Annotated in this window: 13 protein-coding genes; 12 read left to right on the top strand and 1 reads right to left on the bottom strand. The window is 42.3% G+C overall.

Annotated features, from left to right (window positions below; all coding sequences use genetic code 11):
* Positions 1 to 357: 357 nt before the first annotated feature.
* The 3 genes from ACWU4D_RS06100 to ACWU4D_RS06090 are packed head-to-tail and all read left to right on the top strand — an operon-like array spanning position 358 to position 3,759.
* Positions 358 to 1,746: a ferredoxin reductase family protein gene (locus tag ACWU4D_RS06100; RefSeq protein WP_456050511.1), complete on the top strand. Its 1,389-nt coding sequence runs from the start codon at positions 358 to 360 to the stop codon at positions 1,744 to 1,746.
* Positions 1,747 to 1,769: 23 nt separating this feature from the next.
* The gene (locus tag ACWU4D_RS06095) at positions 1,770 to 1,985 is read left to right on the top strand and encodes a 4Fe-4S dicluster domain-containing protein (protein WP_456050510.1); all 216 of its coding nucleotides are present in this window, start codon (positions 1,770 to 1,772) and stop codon (positions 1,983 to 1,985) included.
* Positions 1,986 to 1,989: 4 nt separating this feature from the next.
* Positions 1,990 to 3,759, top strand: coding sequence for an FAD-binding protein (locus ACWU4D_RS06090; protein WP_456050509.1), 1,770 nt, complete (start codon positions 1,990 to 1,992; stop codon positions 3,757 to 3,759).
* 110 nt (positions 3,760 to 3,869) lie between these two features.
* On the opposite strand, the gene ACWU4D_RS06085 is transcribed toward ACWU4D_RS06090, so the two are convergent.
* Positions 3,870 to 5,255, bottom strand: a complete 1,386-nt coding sequence (locus ACWU4D_RS06085) for a short-chain fatty acid transporter (RefSeq protein WP_456050508.1) — start codon at positions 5,253 to 5,255, stop codon at positions 3,870 to 3,872.
* A 525-nt stretch (positions 5,256 to 5,780) separates the two neighbouring features.
* Between ACWU4D_RS06085 and ACWU4D_RS06080 the strand changes: the two genes are divergently transcribed.
* The 9 genes from ACWU4D_RS06080 (at position 5,781) to hybB (ending at position 14,895) form a co-directional block, all read left to right on the top strand.
* A complete protein-coding gene (locus ACWU4D_RS06080; RefSeq protein WP_456050507.1) occupies positions 5,781 to 6,203 on the top strand; it encodes an RrF2 family transcriptional regulator in 423 nt (140 codons plus the stop codon).
* Between the two features lie 5 nt (positions 6,204 to 6,208).
* Positions 6,209 to 7,474 (top strand): ABC transporter substrate-binding protein, encoded by a 1,266-nt coding sequence (locus tag ACWU4D_RS06075; RefSeq protein WP_456050506.1) that lies wholly within the window; start codon positions 6,209 to 6,211, stop codon positions 7,472 to 7,474.
* Positions 7,471 to 8,166, top strand: a complete 696-nt coding sequence (locus tag ACWU4D_RS06070) for a GTP-binding protein (protein WP_456050505.1) — start codon at positions 7,471 to 7,473, stop codon at positions 8,164 to 8,166. Before ACWU4D_RS06075 ends, ACWU4D_RS06070 begins: the two co-directional genes overlap by 4 nt.
* Positions 8,163 to 9,185: an ATP-binding cassette domain-containing protein gene (locus ACWU4D_RS06065; RefSeq protein WP_456050504.1), complete on the top strand. Its 1,023-nt coding sequence runs from the start codon at positions 8,163 to 8,165 to the stop codon at positions 9,183 to 9,185. Before ACWU4D_RS06070 ends, ACWU4D_RS06065 begins: the two co-directional genes overlap by 4 nt.
* An 11-nt stretch (positions 9,186 to 9,196) precedes the next feature.
* Positions 9,197 to 9,439, top strand: a complete 243-nt coding sequence (locus ACWU4D_RS06060) for a hypothetical protein (protein ID WP_456050503.1) — start codon at positions 9,197 to 9,199, stop codon at positions 9,437 to 9,439.
* 321 nt (positions 9,440 to 9,760) lie between these two features.
* Positions 9,761 to 11,017: an amidohydrolase family protein gene (locus tag ACWU4D_RS06055; protein ID WP_456050502.1), complete on the top strand. Its 1,257-nt coding sequence runs from the start codon at positions 9,761 to 9,763 to the stop codon at positions 11,015 to 11,017.
* Between the two features lie 554 nt (positions 11,018 to 11,571).
* Positions 11,572 to 12,717: a hydrogenase 2 small subunit gene (gene hybO / locus ACWU4D_RS06050; protein WP_456050501.1), complete on the top strand. Its 1,146-nt coding sequence runs from the start codon at positions 11,572 to 11,574 to the stop codon at positions 12,715 to 12,717.
* Entirely contained in the window at positions 12,717 to 13,718 is a 1,002-nt protein-coding gene (hybA, locus tag ACWU4D_RS06045) for a hydrogenase 2 operon protein HybA (RefSeq protein ID WP_456050500.1), read from the top strand. Before hybO ends, hybA begins: the two co-directional genes overlap by 1 nt.
* On the top strand, positions 13,711 to 14,895 hold the full coding sequence (hybB, locus tag ACWU4D_RS06040) for a Ni/Fe-hydrogenase cytochrome b subunit (protein WP_456050499.1): 1,185 nt from the start codon (positions 13,711 to 13,713) through the stop codon (positions 14,893 to 14,895). Before hybA ends, hybB begins: the two co-directional genes overlap by 8 nt.
* Positions 14,896 to 14,898 lie beyond the last annotated feature (3 nt).

Raw genomic sequence — 14,898 nt, 5'->3', positions numbered from 1 at the left:
AATTCAAAAGATGTTTGTTTGCCTGTAGTGAAGACATTTAATTAAAGTTAAATAGATTTTTTAGATTGTTAATTTAAATAATTCTTATTACGAATATATATAGCTTCTAAGGAAGCTGGATATACCTTTTATTTATCGTATTCATTTAGCAATTTTTTCATTTAATGAAATCCAGATCATATTTCACTTATATATTTCGTGGTTTTATCTAAACTAAACCGATCGTTAACCCTTGATGACTTAGCGTTTCTATGTAATCGGATAAGTGCGTTTTTACGCAACATTAAAAGCCGATATATAAAAAGGTCACTTAATCTAATCGGAATATTTATTCACTTTGACACATGGAAACAACAGATGAATACAGAAGCAATCTCTTTAGATACCTCTAAACCCAAGCCGAGTCGTTTTAAATTGCATATTAAGCATAAGAAGCTGCTTGCGTTATACGCTATTTTATTAGTCATTCCATTTCTTGTTACTTTATCTCTCGACATGGATGGAAAAGGTTTCTACTTAAGTGCGATCAGTATTTTTAATGTCATCTTCATGATGGCGTTTTTCGTACAGTTCCCTTTGGGTAGCCGTGTAAAACAAATCTCATTATTCGCAAATATTGATTGGAGTATGTCCAAGCATAAAAAAATTGGTCAGTGGATTGGGATTTTCTTCTTTCTTCACCCTTTGTTTATTTTAGCCCCAAAATTCTTTCAGTCTGTCGATGATGGCATTCGAAGCGTTATTGAGATCGTTGTTGCACCGCAGATGCTAACAGGTCTTATTGCATGGGTTGCAATGATTTTATGGGTACTCACAGCTGTATTTAAGAATCGCCTTAGAATGAGCTACGAAACCTGGCGCCTGACTCACTTAGTCGGCTTTGTTGTCATTGCCGTTTTAGCTACTTTACACATCACCACCGTGGGCAGTCATGGTCAATTTAGCGGTGCGTTTAATGCGATTTGGTGGTTACTTTGTGTTTCTTCAGTGCTACTCGTGGCTTACAACCATATTACTAAGAAACGCATGATTCTGGCTAAGCCGTTTACCTTAGTCGACATAAAGAAAGTCAGTAGTAGAGATTGGAAGGTTGTATTAGAGAAAAATAGCAACGACGATTTCTCTTTTGAGGCAGGACAGTTCGTGTGGATTAATACTGGAAGTTCAGTGTTCAACTTGAATGACCACCCATTTTCAATCGCATCAAGCACCGATGAACTTCCTCGCTTTTCAATGGTGATCAGAGAACTAGGTGATTATACATCTCAGCTCAACACGCTATCTATTGGTCAAGAAGTGTTTGTTGATGGCCCATACGGAAGCATGGGTTTAAATGAAAGCAAAGATGCAGATTCCATCGTTCTTATCGCAGGAGGGGCGGGGATCGGACCAATGTTAAGTCTATTAAGCGAACTTGCCGCGAATAAAGATCCACGTCCGATACGTCTGATTTACGGTAATGGTGATTATCAACAGATGTCGCTACAGGATGAGGTTAAGAAACTGGAATCAGAGATGCCCGACTTTAGTCAACAATTGGTGTGTATGGAGGTCGGTGATGAACCCGATGTTCGCAAAGGTTTTGTTGATCAGGAATGTATCCAATCTGTCCTTAAAACGATTAATGGAACCAATCACAGTGTGTATCTTTGTGGTCCTGAAGGCATGATTGCATCGGTACAGAAAAGTCTTGAAGCAAGCGGCATTCCTACCGCTGACATTCACTTCGAACAGATCTCATTTTAAATACAGGTTTTTGAGGAAACGATATGCCAATTAGTCAAATATCAGGTTGCATAGGGTGTAAGACCTGTGTTGAAAGTTGTCCAACCGATGTTATTCAGTTTGACGAGAACAAGAAAGTTGCCGTGATCACTTATCCGGAAGATTGTCAGATCTGTCATTTATGCAGACTGTATTGTCCAGTGGGGGCGATAACCATCACTCCTGAAAAAACATTACCCGTTATGGTTTCTTGGAGGTAGTAACATGAGTGATAAAACAAAAATATCTAGACGCCAATTTATTGGTGTTGCCGGTGGTGTAATTGGTGCTTCAATGCTTGCATCTTCAGCTTTTGCAGCAGGTAGGCCAGTAGAAAATAAGCCCACAATCAAGGTAGAAGATTACACTCAAGAGAACCATGAAACTGACGTGCTCGTTATCGGTGGTGGCTTTGCAGGTCTGTTCGCTGCGGTCAAAGCACACGACGCCGGCGCCAAAGTTATGATGGTGTCGAAAGGGCGCTTAGGCAGTTCAGGTTTAACGCCATTTGCGAAAGGCTTTTTTACTTATGATAAGTCCAATGCCGAAATAAGCATTGATGAGTTTGTCGCGCAAGTGTCGGAATCATCGATTCAAACTAATAACCCGGTATTTACTCGTCAGTTAGCAGAGCATTCACAAGCCAGAGCTGAAGAGCTGAAATCGTGGGGCTATTTTGATTCTCCTTTGTATAATAAGTCGTTCTCTAAGCCAATAAACGAGCGCGATATCCCTCTTCAAGAACGCGTGATGATTACCCACTTAATGAAGGAGAAGGGTCGCGTCGTCGGCGCTGCTGGCTTCAGTATGGATGAGAACAAAGTCATATTCTTTAATGCGAAAACCGTAGTACTGTGCACCGGTTCTGGAGGCTTTAAACCAAATGGCTTCCCAATGTGCGACCTGACTCACGACGGCACCATTATGGCTTATGATATTGGCGCAGTTGTGACGGGTAAAGAATGGAACGATGGTCACCCAGGCTCATCAGAAAACTCAGGGTCTAGTTATGATAACTGGCATGGATTGTTTGAAGATAAACCTCAGCTTAATGGTGTTGTGGTTAAACATCACCTAGGTGTTGATTCGAACTATGAAGCGTATACAAAGGGGGCTCCAATTGTTATGGGACCACCGCCTAAGCCAGGGGAGGCGGCGCAGGCCGTAGCGGCTCCAAGTGAAGGACCATATACCCCAGAAGCATTCGCTGATAAGAGTTTGCCGGGCATGGGGGGACCACCTCCGGGTATTGCTAGCTTGTTAGCTATGTTTGGAGAACCGCCTCAAGAGGGGCCTCCAGGTATGGGTGGTGAACAAGTTGGGGGATCGACTGCAGGTATGGCGATTCACAAAGCAGAAGGTATCGTCCCTATTGATGAAACCGGCTTAAGTTCTATTCCGGGACTTTATGCGGCAGGTGATGCCTTAGGCTCATATATGTCAGGTGGTATTTATACTCAGATAGGAGGCTCGTCAGCGGGTTCTTGTGTTCAAGGTGCTATGGCTGGAGAAGCGGCTGCGAAGGCAAGTAAAGCCATCGAACAAATGGTCGCTAGTGATGCAAATAAAACCAAGATCAATGACGAAATTCTTGCTCCACTCAAAAGGGAGAGAGGGTACAGCCCAGCTTGGGTAACACAAGTATTACAAGGCGTGATGATTCCGAACTTTGTTCTCTATATTAAGAAAGAACGCATGATGCAAGGCGCGCTTGCTTATATTGAAGAATTGAAAGAGCATCATGCACCAATGTTGTTGGCAGAAGATCGTCACCAACTAAGATTGGCTCATGAAACCAAGAATATGATTCATACCGCTGAAATGAAACTAAGAGCGTCGATGATGAGAACTGAAAGCCGTTGTAGTCACTACCGCTTAGATTATCCAGAGGTGGATTATGAAAATTGGCAAGCTTGGATCAACATCCAAAAAGGTGAAAATGGCGAAATGGTATTAACTAAACAGCCATTCGACAAGTGGCCTGAGCTGGCTTAGTGCTCGATCAATAATAAAATAAAACGTCACCGACTTGAGGTGACGTTTTTATATCTCATAAATTCTATGCAATATTTCTTACTTAGCTTGGTCGGTGTGATGTTTTAGATTTAAAAGATCATCAACCCAAGACCTATGATAACCCCAGAAGCCAATAGAGACACAATGCAGTAACCCATAATATCCTTAGCACTTAATCCGGCAATACTTAGAGCGGGTAGCGCCCAAAAAGGCTGGATCATATTAGTCCATGCGTCACCCCATGCGATTGCCATAGCTGTTTTTGCTGCTGGGACTCCGAGTTCTAAGCCTGCTGGCATCATTATTGGAGCTTGCACGGCCCACTGCCCCCCACCAGAAGGAACAAAGAAGTTTACAATACCAGCACTTAAAAACGTAAAGAGAGGGAATGTCACGTCATTCGAAATTGAAACGAACATATCAGACATGGCTCCCGCAAGTGATATTCCATCTGGTCCTTTGGCAACCATCATCCCCATAATACCGGCATAAAATGGAAATTGAAGCAGTATACCTGTAGTGTTTTTGGTTCCCTCGGCTACTGCATCTAGTAATTTTTTAGGTGTTCCATGGAGTAAAATCGCAGTGAACAAAAAAATGAAGTTAACAATGTTTAAGTTGAGCGCGAAACCATTGTCAATAAAATAGCTGATGATATAAGTGAAGCCAAGTAAAGCTAACAGTCGATTAATCCAAGGGCTATGTTCGAGTCTTTCTGCTGGAGTTTTAGGAATATACTGTTCAATGTCTTTATCACTTTCGTTACTAAGTAGATGTGGGGGAATAGTAAAAACGTTTTCGTTAGTTGGATGCATGGCTCTATTTAAGATTGGAATTATAGCCAACATCACGAGAAGAATAACGATATTCATACCTGAAAATATAGTGTGATCCGTTGAAATAGCAGTAGTCACCACACCAGAAGTAACCGTTTCTAAGTTACTTCCACTCGCCAATGCAAGGGGTACAGAACCTGATAGACCCGCATGCCAGAATAGGAACCCAGTATAGGCTGAAGCTATAAGAAGTCGGTAATCAACTCCTTTGACTTTTACTGCTAGTTCTCTTGCGAAGATAGCGCCTACAACTAAGCCAAATCCCCAATTGATCCAACACGCTATTGCGGAGATAAAAGTTACAATTAGAATCGCTTGGCCTGGGGTTTTTGCAATCATAGCCAAGTTTGATAGCCCCCGTCTAAACACAGGAGCTGATGCCATCGCATGTCCTGTTACTACAACTAAAGCCATCTGCATCCCAAACTTTAATAACTTCCAAAAACCTCCGGCAAATGCATCAACCATTTGCAGTGGACTTTGGTTTGTTATTGGCATAGCTAATAGAAATACGATGAAGGTTAGAATGGCAGCAAAAAGAAAGGGGTCGGGTAAATATCGTTGTACTACTGTAGTACAGATAGAAGAAAAACCTTGTAGCAGAGTGGGGTTTGATTTTGGATAAGGTTGTGTAGACATGGTGGACTCCAAGTTTGTAGAAATACAAATTAATTGAAATAGTTATATTTACGTATTTTCATAATTCACTCAGTAGGAGTGTTGAATATTGAGTATTTGTAATATTTGTGATTGGTTCACGGGATCAACGTTTCGATTTTCAGCTTAAGTCTCATGTGAAAGCATATGCATTAAGTTTATGCTTGGATTTAGTTTGATATATCGATGTAAGTAGCGTTTATATTTAGTAGGCGTCCAATTGATAAGAAGTTGTTTTTCACTAGTGGGACAAGAGTTGATTGCGTTGTATAAAGAGGAGCAAATGCAGTTTCTTTATAACAATGCCGAATTTTCCATCGCAATTTAACTTACTACTTTGGTTATAATCAGTGACCATTCACACCACACGCGTGCTATTTCATTCTGTAATAATCAAAAAGTAAAAATTAATTACCAATATTAGGCGTTGTCGTGTTGTTTGCGTTGCTTTCTAATTAGGTATTCGAATACCTAAATACCTAAATACCTAAATACATAGAGGTAGGTGTGAATAGTTTAATTAACATCTCTGAAGGCACATCTTTGGCAATTCATGGACTGGGATTGCTCGCGGAAATGGCTCCGAAACGCGTCAGTGTAAAGTACGCCGCAATGCGACTTTCTGCTTCTGAAGCGCACCTAGCAAAAGTGTTTGGGACATTACATAAAGCTGGTTGGGTAAGTTCGACGCGGGGCCCATCTGGTGGTTTTGCGCTGACCGTATCACCTAGCGATGTAAGTTTTCTCGATGTCTATGAGGTATTTCAAACAAAAATAAAAATGAACAGTTGTCCGTTAGGGCGGACGAGTTGTCCATTTAATAATTGTATGTTTGATGACCGTATTCACAAGCTAAACCTGCAAGTCTATAACACATTGAAAAAGACAACGATTACTGAATTGAACTCAGCTGCTGACATACGGACATAAGCCAAATGATAGATAAACAAAGTACCTTATTCGAGATTACCGATCGTTACCCAGAAACCATCGCTGTGTTTGTGTCGAATGGTTTTCCGCAAATGAATGATCAAGCGATGCGTACCAGTATGGGCAAGAGTATTTCTTTAGCCAACGCGGTGATGATGAAGAAAATGGACCTCGATGCGTTTACGGGTTTATTGGAAGAAGCCATCTCAAGTAATTCAAATGAAAGCGATGTTACGTTGATGGAGAATAAAACCAGTGCGGCAGATGCAAGTTCGTTGAACGTAGTCGGTATCTTACCCTGTCCGATAAGAATTCAATTGATGGAAAAATGGAATTCGTTTTTAAAACAACGCCAAGAATCAGGCCAGCCAGAGATAAAACACGAACTCAAAGCGGCATCTATGGGGCTAGATTGGGTTCAGAAGAATATCGATGGCGTTAATGATCCCGACTTGCTGCCGGATTTGTTTCTGTCGGCGGGGTTTGACATGTTTTTCGACCAGCAACGTTTCGGTCGCTATCGACAGCAAGGCATGTTTGCAGACTTTACTGGGATTGATGACTACAATTCTGACTTTTCGGGATTAAATATTAAAGATCCCAAAAAACACTATTCCATACTTGCAGTTGTACCAGCGCTGTTTCTAATCAACACCGCAGAGCTTGGTGACAGACCAATGCCTTCTTCATGGGCTGACCTTCTAGACCCGCAGTTTGAAAACAGCGTCTCTCTTCCGGTATCCGATTTCGACCTGTTTAATGCGATTTTATTAAATATTCACAAAATGTATGGCGATGATGGTGTTCGTGCGTTAGGTCGCAGTTTACTTGAGTCAATGCACCCTGCAGAAATGGTAAGAAGTGAACGGCGTAAACAGCGCAAGCCGGCGATTACCATCATGCCTTATTTCTTTTCAAAAATGGTGAAAGGTGACGGACCACTGCAAGCGGTATGGCCACAGGATGGTGCAATCATCAGTCCTATTTTTATGCTGGCGAAGTCTGAGAAAGCCGAGCAGCTTAAAGATATTGTCGAATTATTTGCTTCAGAAGATGTGGGTGACTTGCTCGCCGGCCAAGGGTTGTTTCCGAGTACTCATCCGAAGGTTACGAATGTGCTGCCGGAAGCGCATCCATTTATGTGGCTGGGGTGGGATTATATCGAACAAAACGATCTCTCTTCACTTATCAGGCACTGTGAAACGTTATTTACAGCGGAAAGTGGTGCAAGTGCGCAGAAGAATTGTAATAGCGGAGGGTGTTGTAAGTGAATTTAGTCACTGTATCGGGTCCACCGTCGTCGGGCAAAACCGCAGTCATTGTTAAAACCGCAAACGCATTGAAAGCGAAAGGTTTAAACATTGGTGTGGTTAAATTTGACTGCCTCTATACCGATGATGATTTGGTGTATAAAAAAGCTGGGATTCCAGTCAAAAAAGGGCTGTCCGGGTCTATGTGTCCCGACCATTACTTTGTCAGCAATATTGAAGAAATCGTCAAATGGGGATTATCACAAGAGATGGATTTACTGATCAGTGAATCTGCTGGCCTATGTAATCGGTGCTCTCCTTATGTCAAAGAAATCAAAGCGGTATGTGTGATCGACAACCTAAGTGGAATCAACACACCCAAAAAAATTGGGCCAATGCTGAAATCAGCTGACATTGTTGTGATTACTAAGGGCGATATTGTGAGTCAGGCTGAACGGGAGGTGTTTGCGTCCAAAGTAAACTTGGTGAACCCAGCCGCGACAATCATGAATATTAATGGCTTAACCGGTCAAGGTTGTTTTGAGCTAAGCACGTTGCTCCATAGCGAACAAAGTGTAACAACGGTTGTAGGTAGTGAGCTTCGGTTTACCATGCCGTCGGCACTTTGTTCATATTGCCTTGGTGAAACTCGCATTGGTGACAGTTATCAGATGGGTAATGTGCGTAAAATTGATATGGAAGACAACTCATGATTGAACGTACTCAAGTAGAACATCGAAGTGTTGCGTCGTTGTTATTCGATTACCCATTTCTGACCACGTTTTTCAGTGATAACCAGCTAAAACTAAATGACGATGAACAACGCACTGTGTTGGAGTATTTGAATCAGTTTGACCAGATTGAGCAGGAGGATAGAGCAATCGATCCAAATGTTCTGATTGACCAGATGACGGACTTTATCAATCAAATGCTTCAGTTTTTAGGTCAAGATGATGACGTGCGCTCAATTACCTTACTGGCTGGAACCGATAAATCAGGTACCGATGAAGGCTTTACCTCGCTAACCATTAAAAGCGGCGAAGTCGTCTCTATTGTGGGCCCAACGGGTTCTGGTAAGAGCCGGTTATTGGGGGATATTGAATGGGTCGCTCAGGCGGATACCCCGACGGGAAGAAGAATACTCATCAACGGCGATATTCCTGATCACTCTTGGCGATTCTCCACAACTAAGAAATTGGTCGCTCAACTATCGCAAAATATGAATTTTGTTATGGATTTAGAAGTCCGAGAATTTGTGTCGCTTCATGCTGCAAGCCGTTTAGTGCAAGACGCGGATGAAATAGTCGACCGCATCATCGCAGAAGCAAACGATCTCGCGGGTGAACCGTTCACGCCGGAAACTCCAATTACCAGTTTATCGGGCGGACAATCTCGGGCACTGATGATTGCAGATACCGCGATTTTAAGCCGGACACCGATTGTGTTGATTGATGAAATTGAAAACGCTGGAATCGATCGTAAGCGAGCGTTAAAACTGCTGCTGGCTGAAGACAAAATTGTGCTGATGGCAACCCATGATCCTATTTTGGCGCTTATGGCTGACCGTCGATTGGTGATAAAAAATGGTGGTATCGCGCGTGTACTCGATACTTCGGACCAAGAGCGTCAACTACTCGGAACACTTGAGAAGCTTGATCAAACACTAATGGGATATCGCAACCAATTACGATTTGGTGAGTCGCTGACCCTAATAGATAACAATGATAACTAGAGGAAATTAAGATGCACGATGGATGTTCTGCAGAATTTGAAGACGGCAAAGCAGTTGTAGATAAAGTTAGAATGATGGGGTTTTCTGAACAATCGATGCCAATAGCGATGACCTTGGATTGCAAAGGCTGCCGTACTCAGTTTGAGATGGAGACATTTGAAGCGCAATGTCCGGAGTGCGGCGCAGTACATGCAGTAACACCTTGTCACGCTTTCGATCCTGACAATGTACAATCGGCAGGAGTCGGTTATTAAACGCTAGACTCTCTGATACCCGTTGATACAGGATAAGGAAATATCTTTATCCTGTTTTATCGAGCGAATTCCTCACCTCTGCCTACCTTACGTTTCTTTTGACGTCGTTCGCCTAATACACTCTAACAATATAAATACGAAAGAAATGCTCAACCCAAAAGACCAAGGCATTGCCTAGTTCGTCACCTCGGACAAGATATTTGCATTCAATCACGAAAAACTGTTTTGATTGTTGAGGAGTCGCGATATTCTGGAGGGTCGAAAAGGATTTTAGTTTGTTGGAACTTCACTATAGTTCCTTATTGGTAGGGAGAGTAATCAATGAAAAACACTACAATTCTAAAGGGAAACATTCTCTATACCGCAATCGCAGATAAGTTTGATGTCTATCCAGAAAGCTATATTGTTGCGATCGATGGCGTCATTAAAGGAATTTATCGCGAGCTTCCACAAGAGCATAACGATGATGTGGTGATAGATTATGGTAATCGGTTGATTATCCCAGGTTTTGTCGACTTACATTTACATGCAGCTCAATTTCCGCAATGCGGTATTGGAATGACTCACCAGTTACTGCAATGGTTAAATGATTATACGTTTAAGCTAGAGAAGGAATATCAGGATCCCGAATTTGCACGAAAAATTTATGCTCGCTTTGCTGATAAGCTAGTCGCGAGTGGGACATTAAGGTCGTGTATATTTGCTTCTTCTTCAACCGAAGGTACGGAGATTCTATTTGACGCGTTAAGGGACCGGGGTGTCGGAGCCTTGGTCGGGAAAGTCAATATGGATACCAACGCGCCAGAATTTATCATTGAGACAATTGAGGACTCGATAACAGGAACAGAGTACTTAATCGAGAAGTACAAAGACGAGGCGTTAGTGAAGCCGATTATCACGCCACGCTTTGCGCCAACGTCGACACCAGAGTTACTCAAACGGTTAGGTGAACTGGCGTTAAAACATAATTTACCGGTGCAATCTCATTTGAGTGAGAATCTAGATGAAGTCAACTGGGTTAAAGAACTATTCGAAGATGCAGAAAGCTACTCCGATGTTTATCATAAGCACCAGTTATTTGGACAAACACCGACGCTGATGGCCCATGCCATTTATCTCGACGATAAAGAGATCGAACTTGCTAAGAAAAACAAGGTGTTCTTAGTCCATTGCCCTGATTCAAATATCAATGTGCGCAGTGGCATCATGCCGGTTAGACAATATCTAGAAATGGGGATGAAACTCGGTTTGGGCAGCGATATAGCGGGTGGGCACAAACTGGGTATGAACGAAGCAATTACTCGAGCTATTCAATTATCGAAATTGTACAGTCTAGAACATCCTGAAGATCGCCCGCTTTCTATAGCTGAAGGGTTTTATTTAGGAACGAAAGGTGGTGGTGAGTTCTTCGGCAAAACTGGGAGTTTTGAACAAGGTTATGCACTTGATGCTTTGGTGATTGAAGATGATGATTTTACCGCTGAATGGTATTCATTAGAAGATAGGCTAGAGCGGTTTATTTATACCGGAGATGATCGCAACATTGTTGCTCGTTATGTTGAAGGAAATTCAATTTAAGTGTGGCTATCTTATTTAATGCTTAATTCATAACATCTTAGTATTTTTAATGTTGATGGATGAGAATAATAATATATCTCATCCATTTTTTACATTGCCTTCTGTTTTATATATATTCTTATCCCTTCTTATAATTTTAATGTTATAAAAACTTATTTTTTAATAACGTAATTACATTTCACTTATATCAAATGTTTTAATGTTATTGTTGAAAATATATATTTGGTTATATCAAGATCTATTTTGAAACTATTATTTAATAATTTTCGACTCTTAACGACCATGTTGATAATCGTTATCATAATCATTACTTATTATCTTTTAATTAATATTAAGCAATGAATGATTAGTTCATATCGTGATTATTATTAGCGTCTTATATAAGGGAAATAGATTTTGATATGTGCATTGAATTACTAATTAATAATATGACCATGACCACTTTATATTATTTATAAATAACCATACTAATGCCCCTGTTGAAAAGCATTTCTCAATACTTGTCTGTAAATCACTAAAACTATTTAATTTAATTACGTACAGGAGCATCAGTTATGGATGGCTACGATACCCTTGAGAGTAACGGAATAACGCGTCGCTCGTTTATGAAATTTTGTGCTGGTCTCGCGGCTACTATGGGAATTCATAATGCGTCTGCGGCTCAAAAAGTTGCTGATGCTCTCGTGAGTAATAAAAGACCTCCAGTAATTTGGATTGGTGCTCAAGAGTGTACGGGATGTACTGAGTCCTTGCTTCGCTCTACTCACCCGACGGTTGAAAACCTAATACTCGATATGATTTCACTGGAATACCACGAGGTACTTTCGGCGGCAGCTGGTCATCAGGTTGAAGAGAATAAACACCGCGCAATAGAACAATACAAAGGCGAATATGTGTTGGTGGTCGATGGTTCGATTCCGACAAAAGATGACGGTGTCTATTGCATGGTTGCAGGTAAACCAATCCTTAAACATATCGAAGAAGCAGCGGAACACGCCGCTGCGATTATTGCGATAGGGTCTTGTTCTGCTTGGGGTGGAGTGCCGTCAATTGGTGTAAATCCAACCGACGCGCGTTCACTTCAAGATATTTTGCCCGGCAAAACCGTTGTTAATATTCCAGGGTGCCCACCGAATCCACATAACTTCTTAGCGACTGTCGCACACCTAATTACCTTTAATCGCCTGCCAGGGTTGGATAATAAAAATCGACCAGAGTTTGCTTATGGCCGACTTATACACGAAAACTGTGAACGCCGACCTCATTTTGATGCTGGCCGTTTTGCCAAAGAGTTCGGTGATGAAGGACATCGTCAGGGCTATTGCTTGTATAAGTTAGGCTGTAAAGGGCCAGAGACTTATGGAAACTGCCCATCGCTTGAGTTTTGTGACATTGGCGGTGGAATCTGGCCGGTTGGAATCGGGCATCCATGTATTGGTTGTAACGAAGAAAATGTCGGCTTTAGTAAAGGCATTCATGAACTGGCGAATGTGACATTGGCTACGCCTCCAGAAGCGCTTCCTGAGGTTGATGTGGTGGTTGGAACAGGACCGACCCCGACTGCCACCGCTATTTTAGGTGGTATTGCCGGCCTTGCAGCTGGTGTTAGCTTGGTTACCGCAAGAGAAATGACTCGCCAACAGAGGAAGCGAGCATATTCATCTTCTGCTCCTGCTGCTCCGAAAGAAGAGGAGTTCTAATGGAACGAAGAGACTTTTTAAAGCTCGCTGCGAGTGGCGCGGTGATTGCTACCAGCGCACCTACAAGCGCTCGTGAATCCCATCCTCCTTTGCCTAATGCAGTCGGAATGCTGTATGACTCGACGCTGTGCATTGGCTGTCAGGCATGTGTTGTTAAATGTAAAGACGTCAATCATATGCAGCCTAGCCCTGATGGTGGTGCAGAGCAGTGGGAGATGAATGCCAATCTGTCGCCTTATGCATTAAACGTTATTCGTCGCTACGACTGTGGAGATGGCTCGGTAAAAGACGATCCAACCAATGGTTATTCTTATATTAAACGTCAATGTATGCACTGCGTCGATCCTAACTGTGTATCGGTTTGCCCAGTGTCGGCGATGACTAAAGATCCCGTTACTGGCATTGTTTCGAATGATCCCGATATCTGTACTGGCTGTCGCTATTGCATGGTTGCCTGTCCATATAATGTTCCCAAATATGAATATCACGACCCCTTTGGGCAAATCCAGAAATGCGAACTGTGTAATCAACCGGGCGTAGAACGTATCGACAATGGATTACTGCCTGGGTGCGTTGAAGTGTGTCCGACTGGAGCCATTATTTATGGAACGCGTGAAGAGCTTTTATCTGAGGCAAAAAGACGCTTGATGATGAAACCCGGCGATATTTATGAGTATCCACGCGAGACACTTTTCGCGGGCCTAGAACATAAAAAAGCGATCCCGAGCTACTACGATAACGTTTATGGCGAATTTGAAGGTGGTGGCACTCAGGTGTTGGCATTAACTGCGAGAAAACCTGATGCGTTAGATTTACCAGATTTGCCTAAACAAGCTTACGGTGCACGATCCGAAACGATTCAACATACGCTCTATCAAGGAATGATGTTGCCGTTTACTGCGTTAATGGGGCTTATGTATCTAACCCGGAAGAATATGTATAAAGAGCCGGGAGAAGATAAGACGCTAGATAACGGTAACAAGGAGGATCATCATGAATGATCATCATAAAATAAATCCGTTAGGTGGACGTTTGCTCACTCGGCCCGTCATCTTTTTTGGATTTTTCGCCTTCGTATGTTTTCTGATCATTATTAAACGAATGGTACTTGGTTTAGAAGACGTGACCAACTTAAATGGGGGCTATCCTTGGGGAATCTGGATCGGCTTTGATTTGTTAGTAGGAACTGGCTTTGCCTGCGGTGGTTGGGCTCTTGCGTGGATCGTTTATGTGTTTAACAAGGGTGAATATCATGCGTTAGTTCGCCCGGCGTTATTGGCGAGTTTATTTGGATATGCGTTGGGTGGTTTATCGATTCTGATGGACATGGGACGCTGGTGGAACCTGCCTTATTTCTACCATCCCGGTTATTTCAATGTGAACTCAGTGCTGTTTGAAACGGCAGCGTGTATGACGGTTTATATCTTAGTGCTTGGATTAGAATTTGCTCCCGCGTTACTCGAAAAACTTGGGCTTAAGATTCCGTTACGCGTATTGAATAAATTCTTATTTGCAGTGATTGCGCTAGGGGCTTTGCTGCCAATGATGCACCAGTCTTCAATGGGATCTCTCTTCGTTTCCGCAGGCCATAAAATTCATCCTTTGTGGCAAAGTTATGAGTTCTTGCCGATCTTCTCATTGCTTGGCGCTCTGATTATGGGCTGTTCCATTGTGATATTCGAAGGTGCACTCGTTGCCGCTGGGCTCAAAGATCGTATGCCTGATGAACGTCCATTGATGAATAAGTTAATCTCATTTATTCAAGTATTGGTCGGGATGTTTATCATTTTACGTCTTCATTCCACCAATATCGCTCATAAATGGGATTATGTTTTTGAAGGCGATATCTACAGTTGGCTATATATTGCAGAACTTGTATTGATCGCTTGGCCAGTCATCTTGGTAAAACGGATTAGAGATAACGGCGGGCTGTTATTTTTAGCTGCATTGAGTCTTTTAGTCGGTGCTGCTATGTACCGAATTGACTTGGCCATCGTTGCTTATCATCCGGGGCAAGGTTATCAGTACTTCCCATCTTTAGAAGAAATACTGCTTTCTTTCGGACTTGTTGCTATTGAAATTGTGGGGTACATCCTGCTGATCAAATTGCTGCCAATACTACCGGGTGCAGCAACAACCAACCGAATTAATCAAATTAAACAAACGAATAAAGCCTAGATG

The organism is Vibrio phycocola, from assembly GCF_053850235.1.
The sequence above is the reverse complement of the archived record's forward strand: the minus strand, read 5'-3'. Positions and strand labels throughout refer to the sequence as shown.

What these genes read in the sequence shown, in the direction of transcription:
- ACWU4D_RS06065 (WP_456050504.1), top strand. Translation starts at nt 8,163, where the DNA reads ATGATTGAACGTACTCAAGTAGAACATCGAAGTGTTGCGTCGTTGTTA.
- ACWU4D_RS06060 (WP_456050503.1), top strand. Translation starts at nt 9,197, where the DNA reads ATGCACGATGGATGTTCTGCAGAATTTGAAGACGGCAAAGCAGTTGTA.
- hybA (WP_456050500.1), top strand. Translation starts at nt 12,717, where the DNA reads ATGGAACGAAGAGACTTTTTAAAGCTCGCTGCGAGTGGCGCGGTGATT.
- ACWU4D_RS06075 (WP_456050506.1), top strand. Translation starts at nt 6,209, where the DNA reads ATGATAGATAAACAAAGTACCTTATTCGAGATTACCGATCGTTACCCA.
- ACWU4D_RS06100 (WP_456050511.1), top strand. Translation starts at nt 358, where the DNA reads ATGAATACAGAAGCAATCTCTTTAGATACCTCTAAACCCAAGCCGAGT.
- ACWU4D_RS06090 (WP_456050509.1), top strand. Translation starts at nt 1,990, where the DNA reads ATGAGTGATAAAACAAAAATATCTAGACGCCAATTTATTGGTGTTGCC.
- ACWU4D_RS06055 (WP_456050502.1), top strand. Translation starts at nt 9,761, where the DNA reads ATGAAAAACACTACAATTCTAAAGGGAAACATTCTCTATACCGCAATC.
- ACWU4D_RS06095 (WP_456050510.1), top strand. Translation starts at nt 1,770, where the DNA reads ATGCCAATTAGTCAAATATCAGGTTGCATAGGGTGTAAGACCTGTGTT.
- hybB (WP_456050499.1), top strand. Translation starts at nt 13,711, where the DNA reads ATGAATGATCATCATAAAATAAATCCGTTAGGTGGACGTTTGCTCACT.
- hybO (WP_456050501.1), top strand. Translation starts at nt 11,572, where the DNA reads ATGGATGGCTACGATACCCTTGAGAGTAACGGAATAACGCGTCGCTCG.
- ACWU4D_RS06085 (WP_456050508.1), bottom strand. Translation starts at nt 5,255, where the DNA reads ATGTCTACACAACCTTATCCAAAATCAAACCCCACTCTGCTACAAGGT.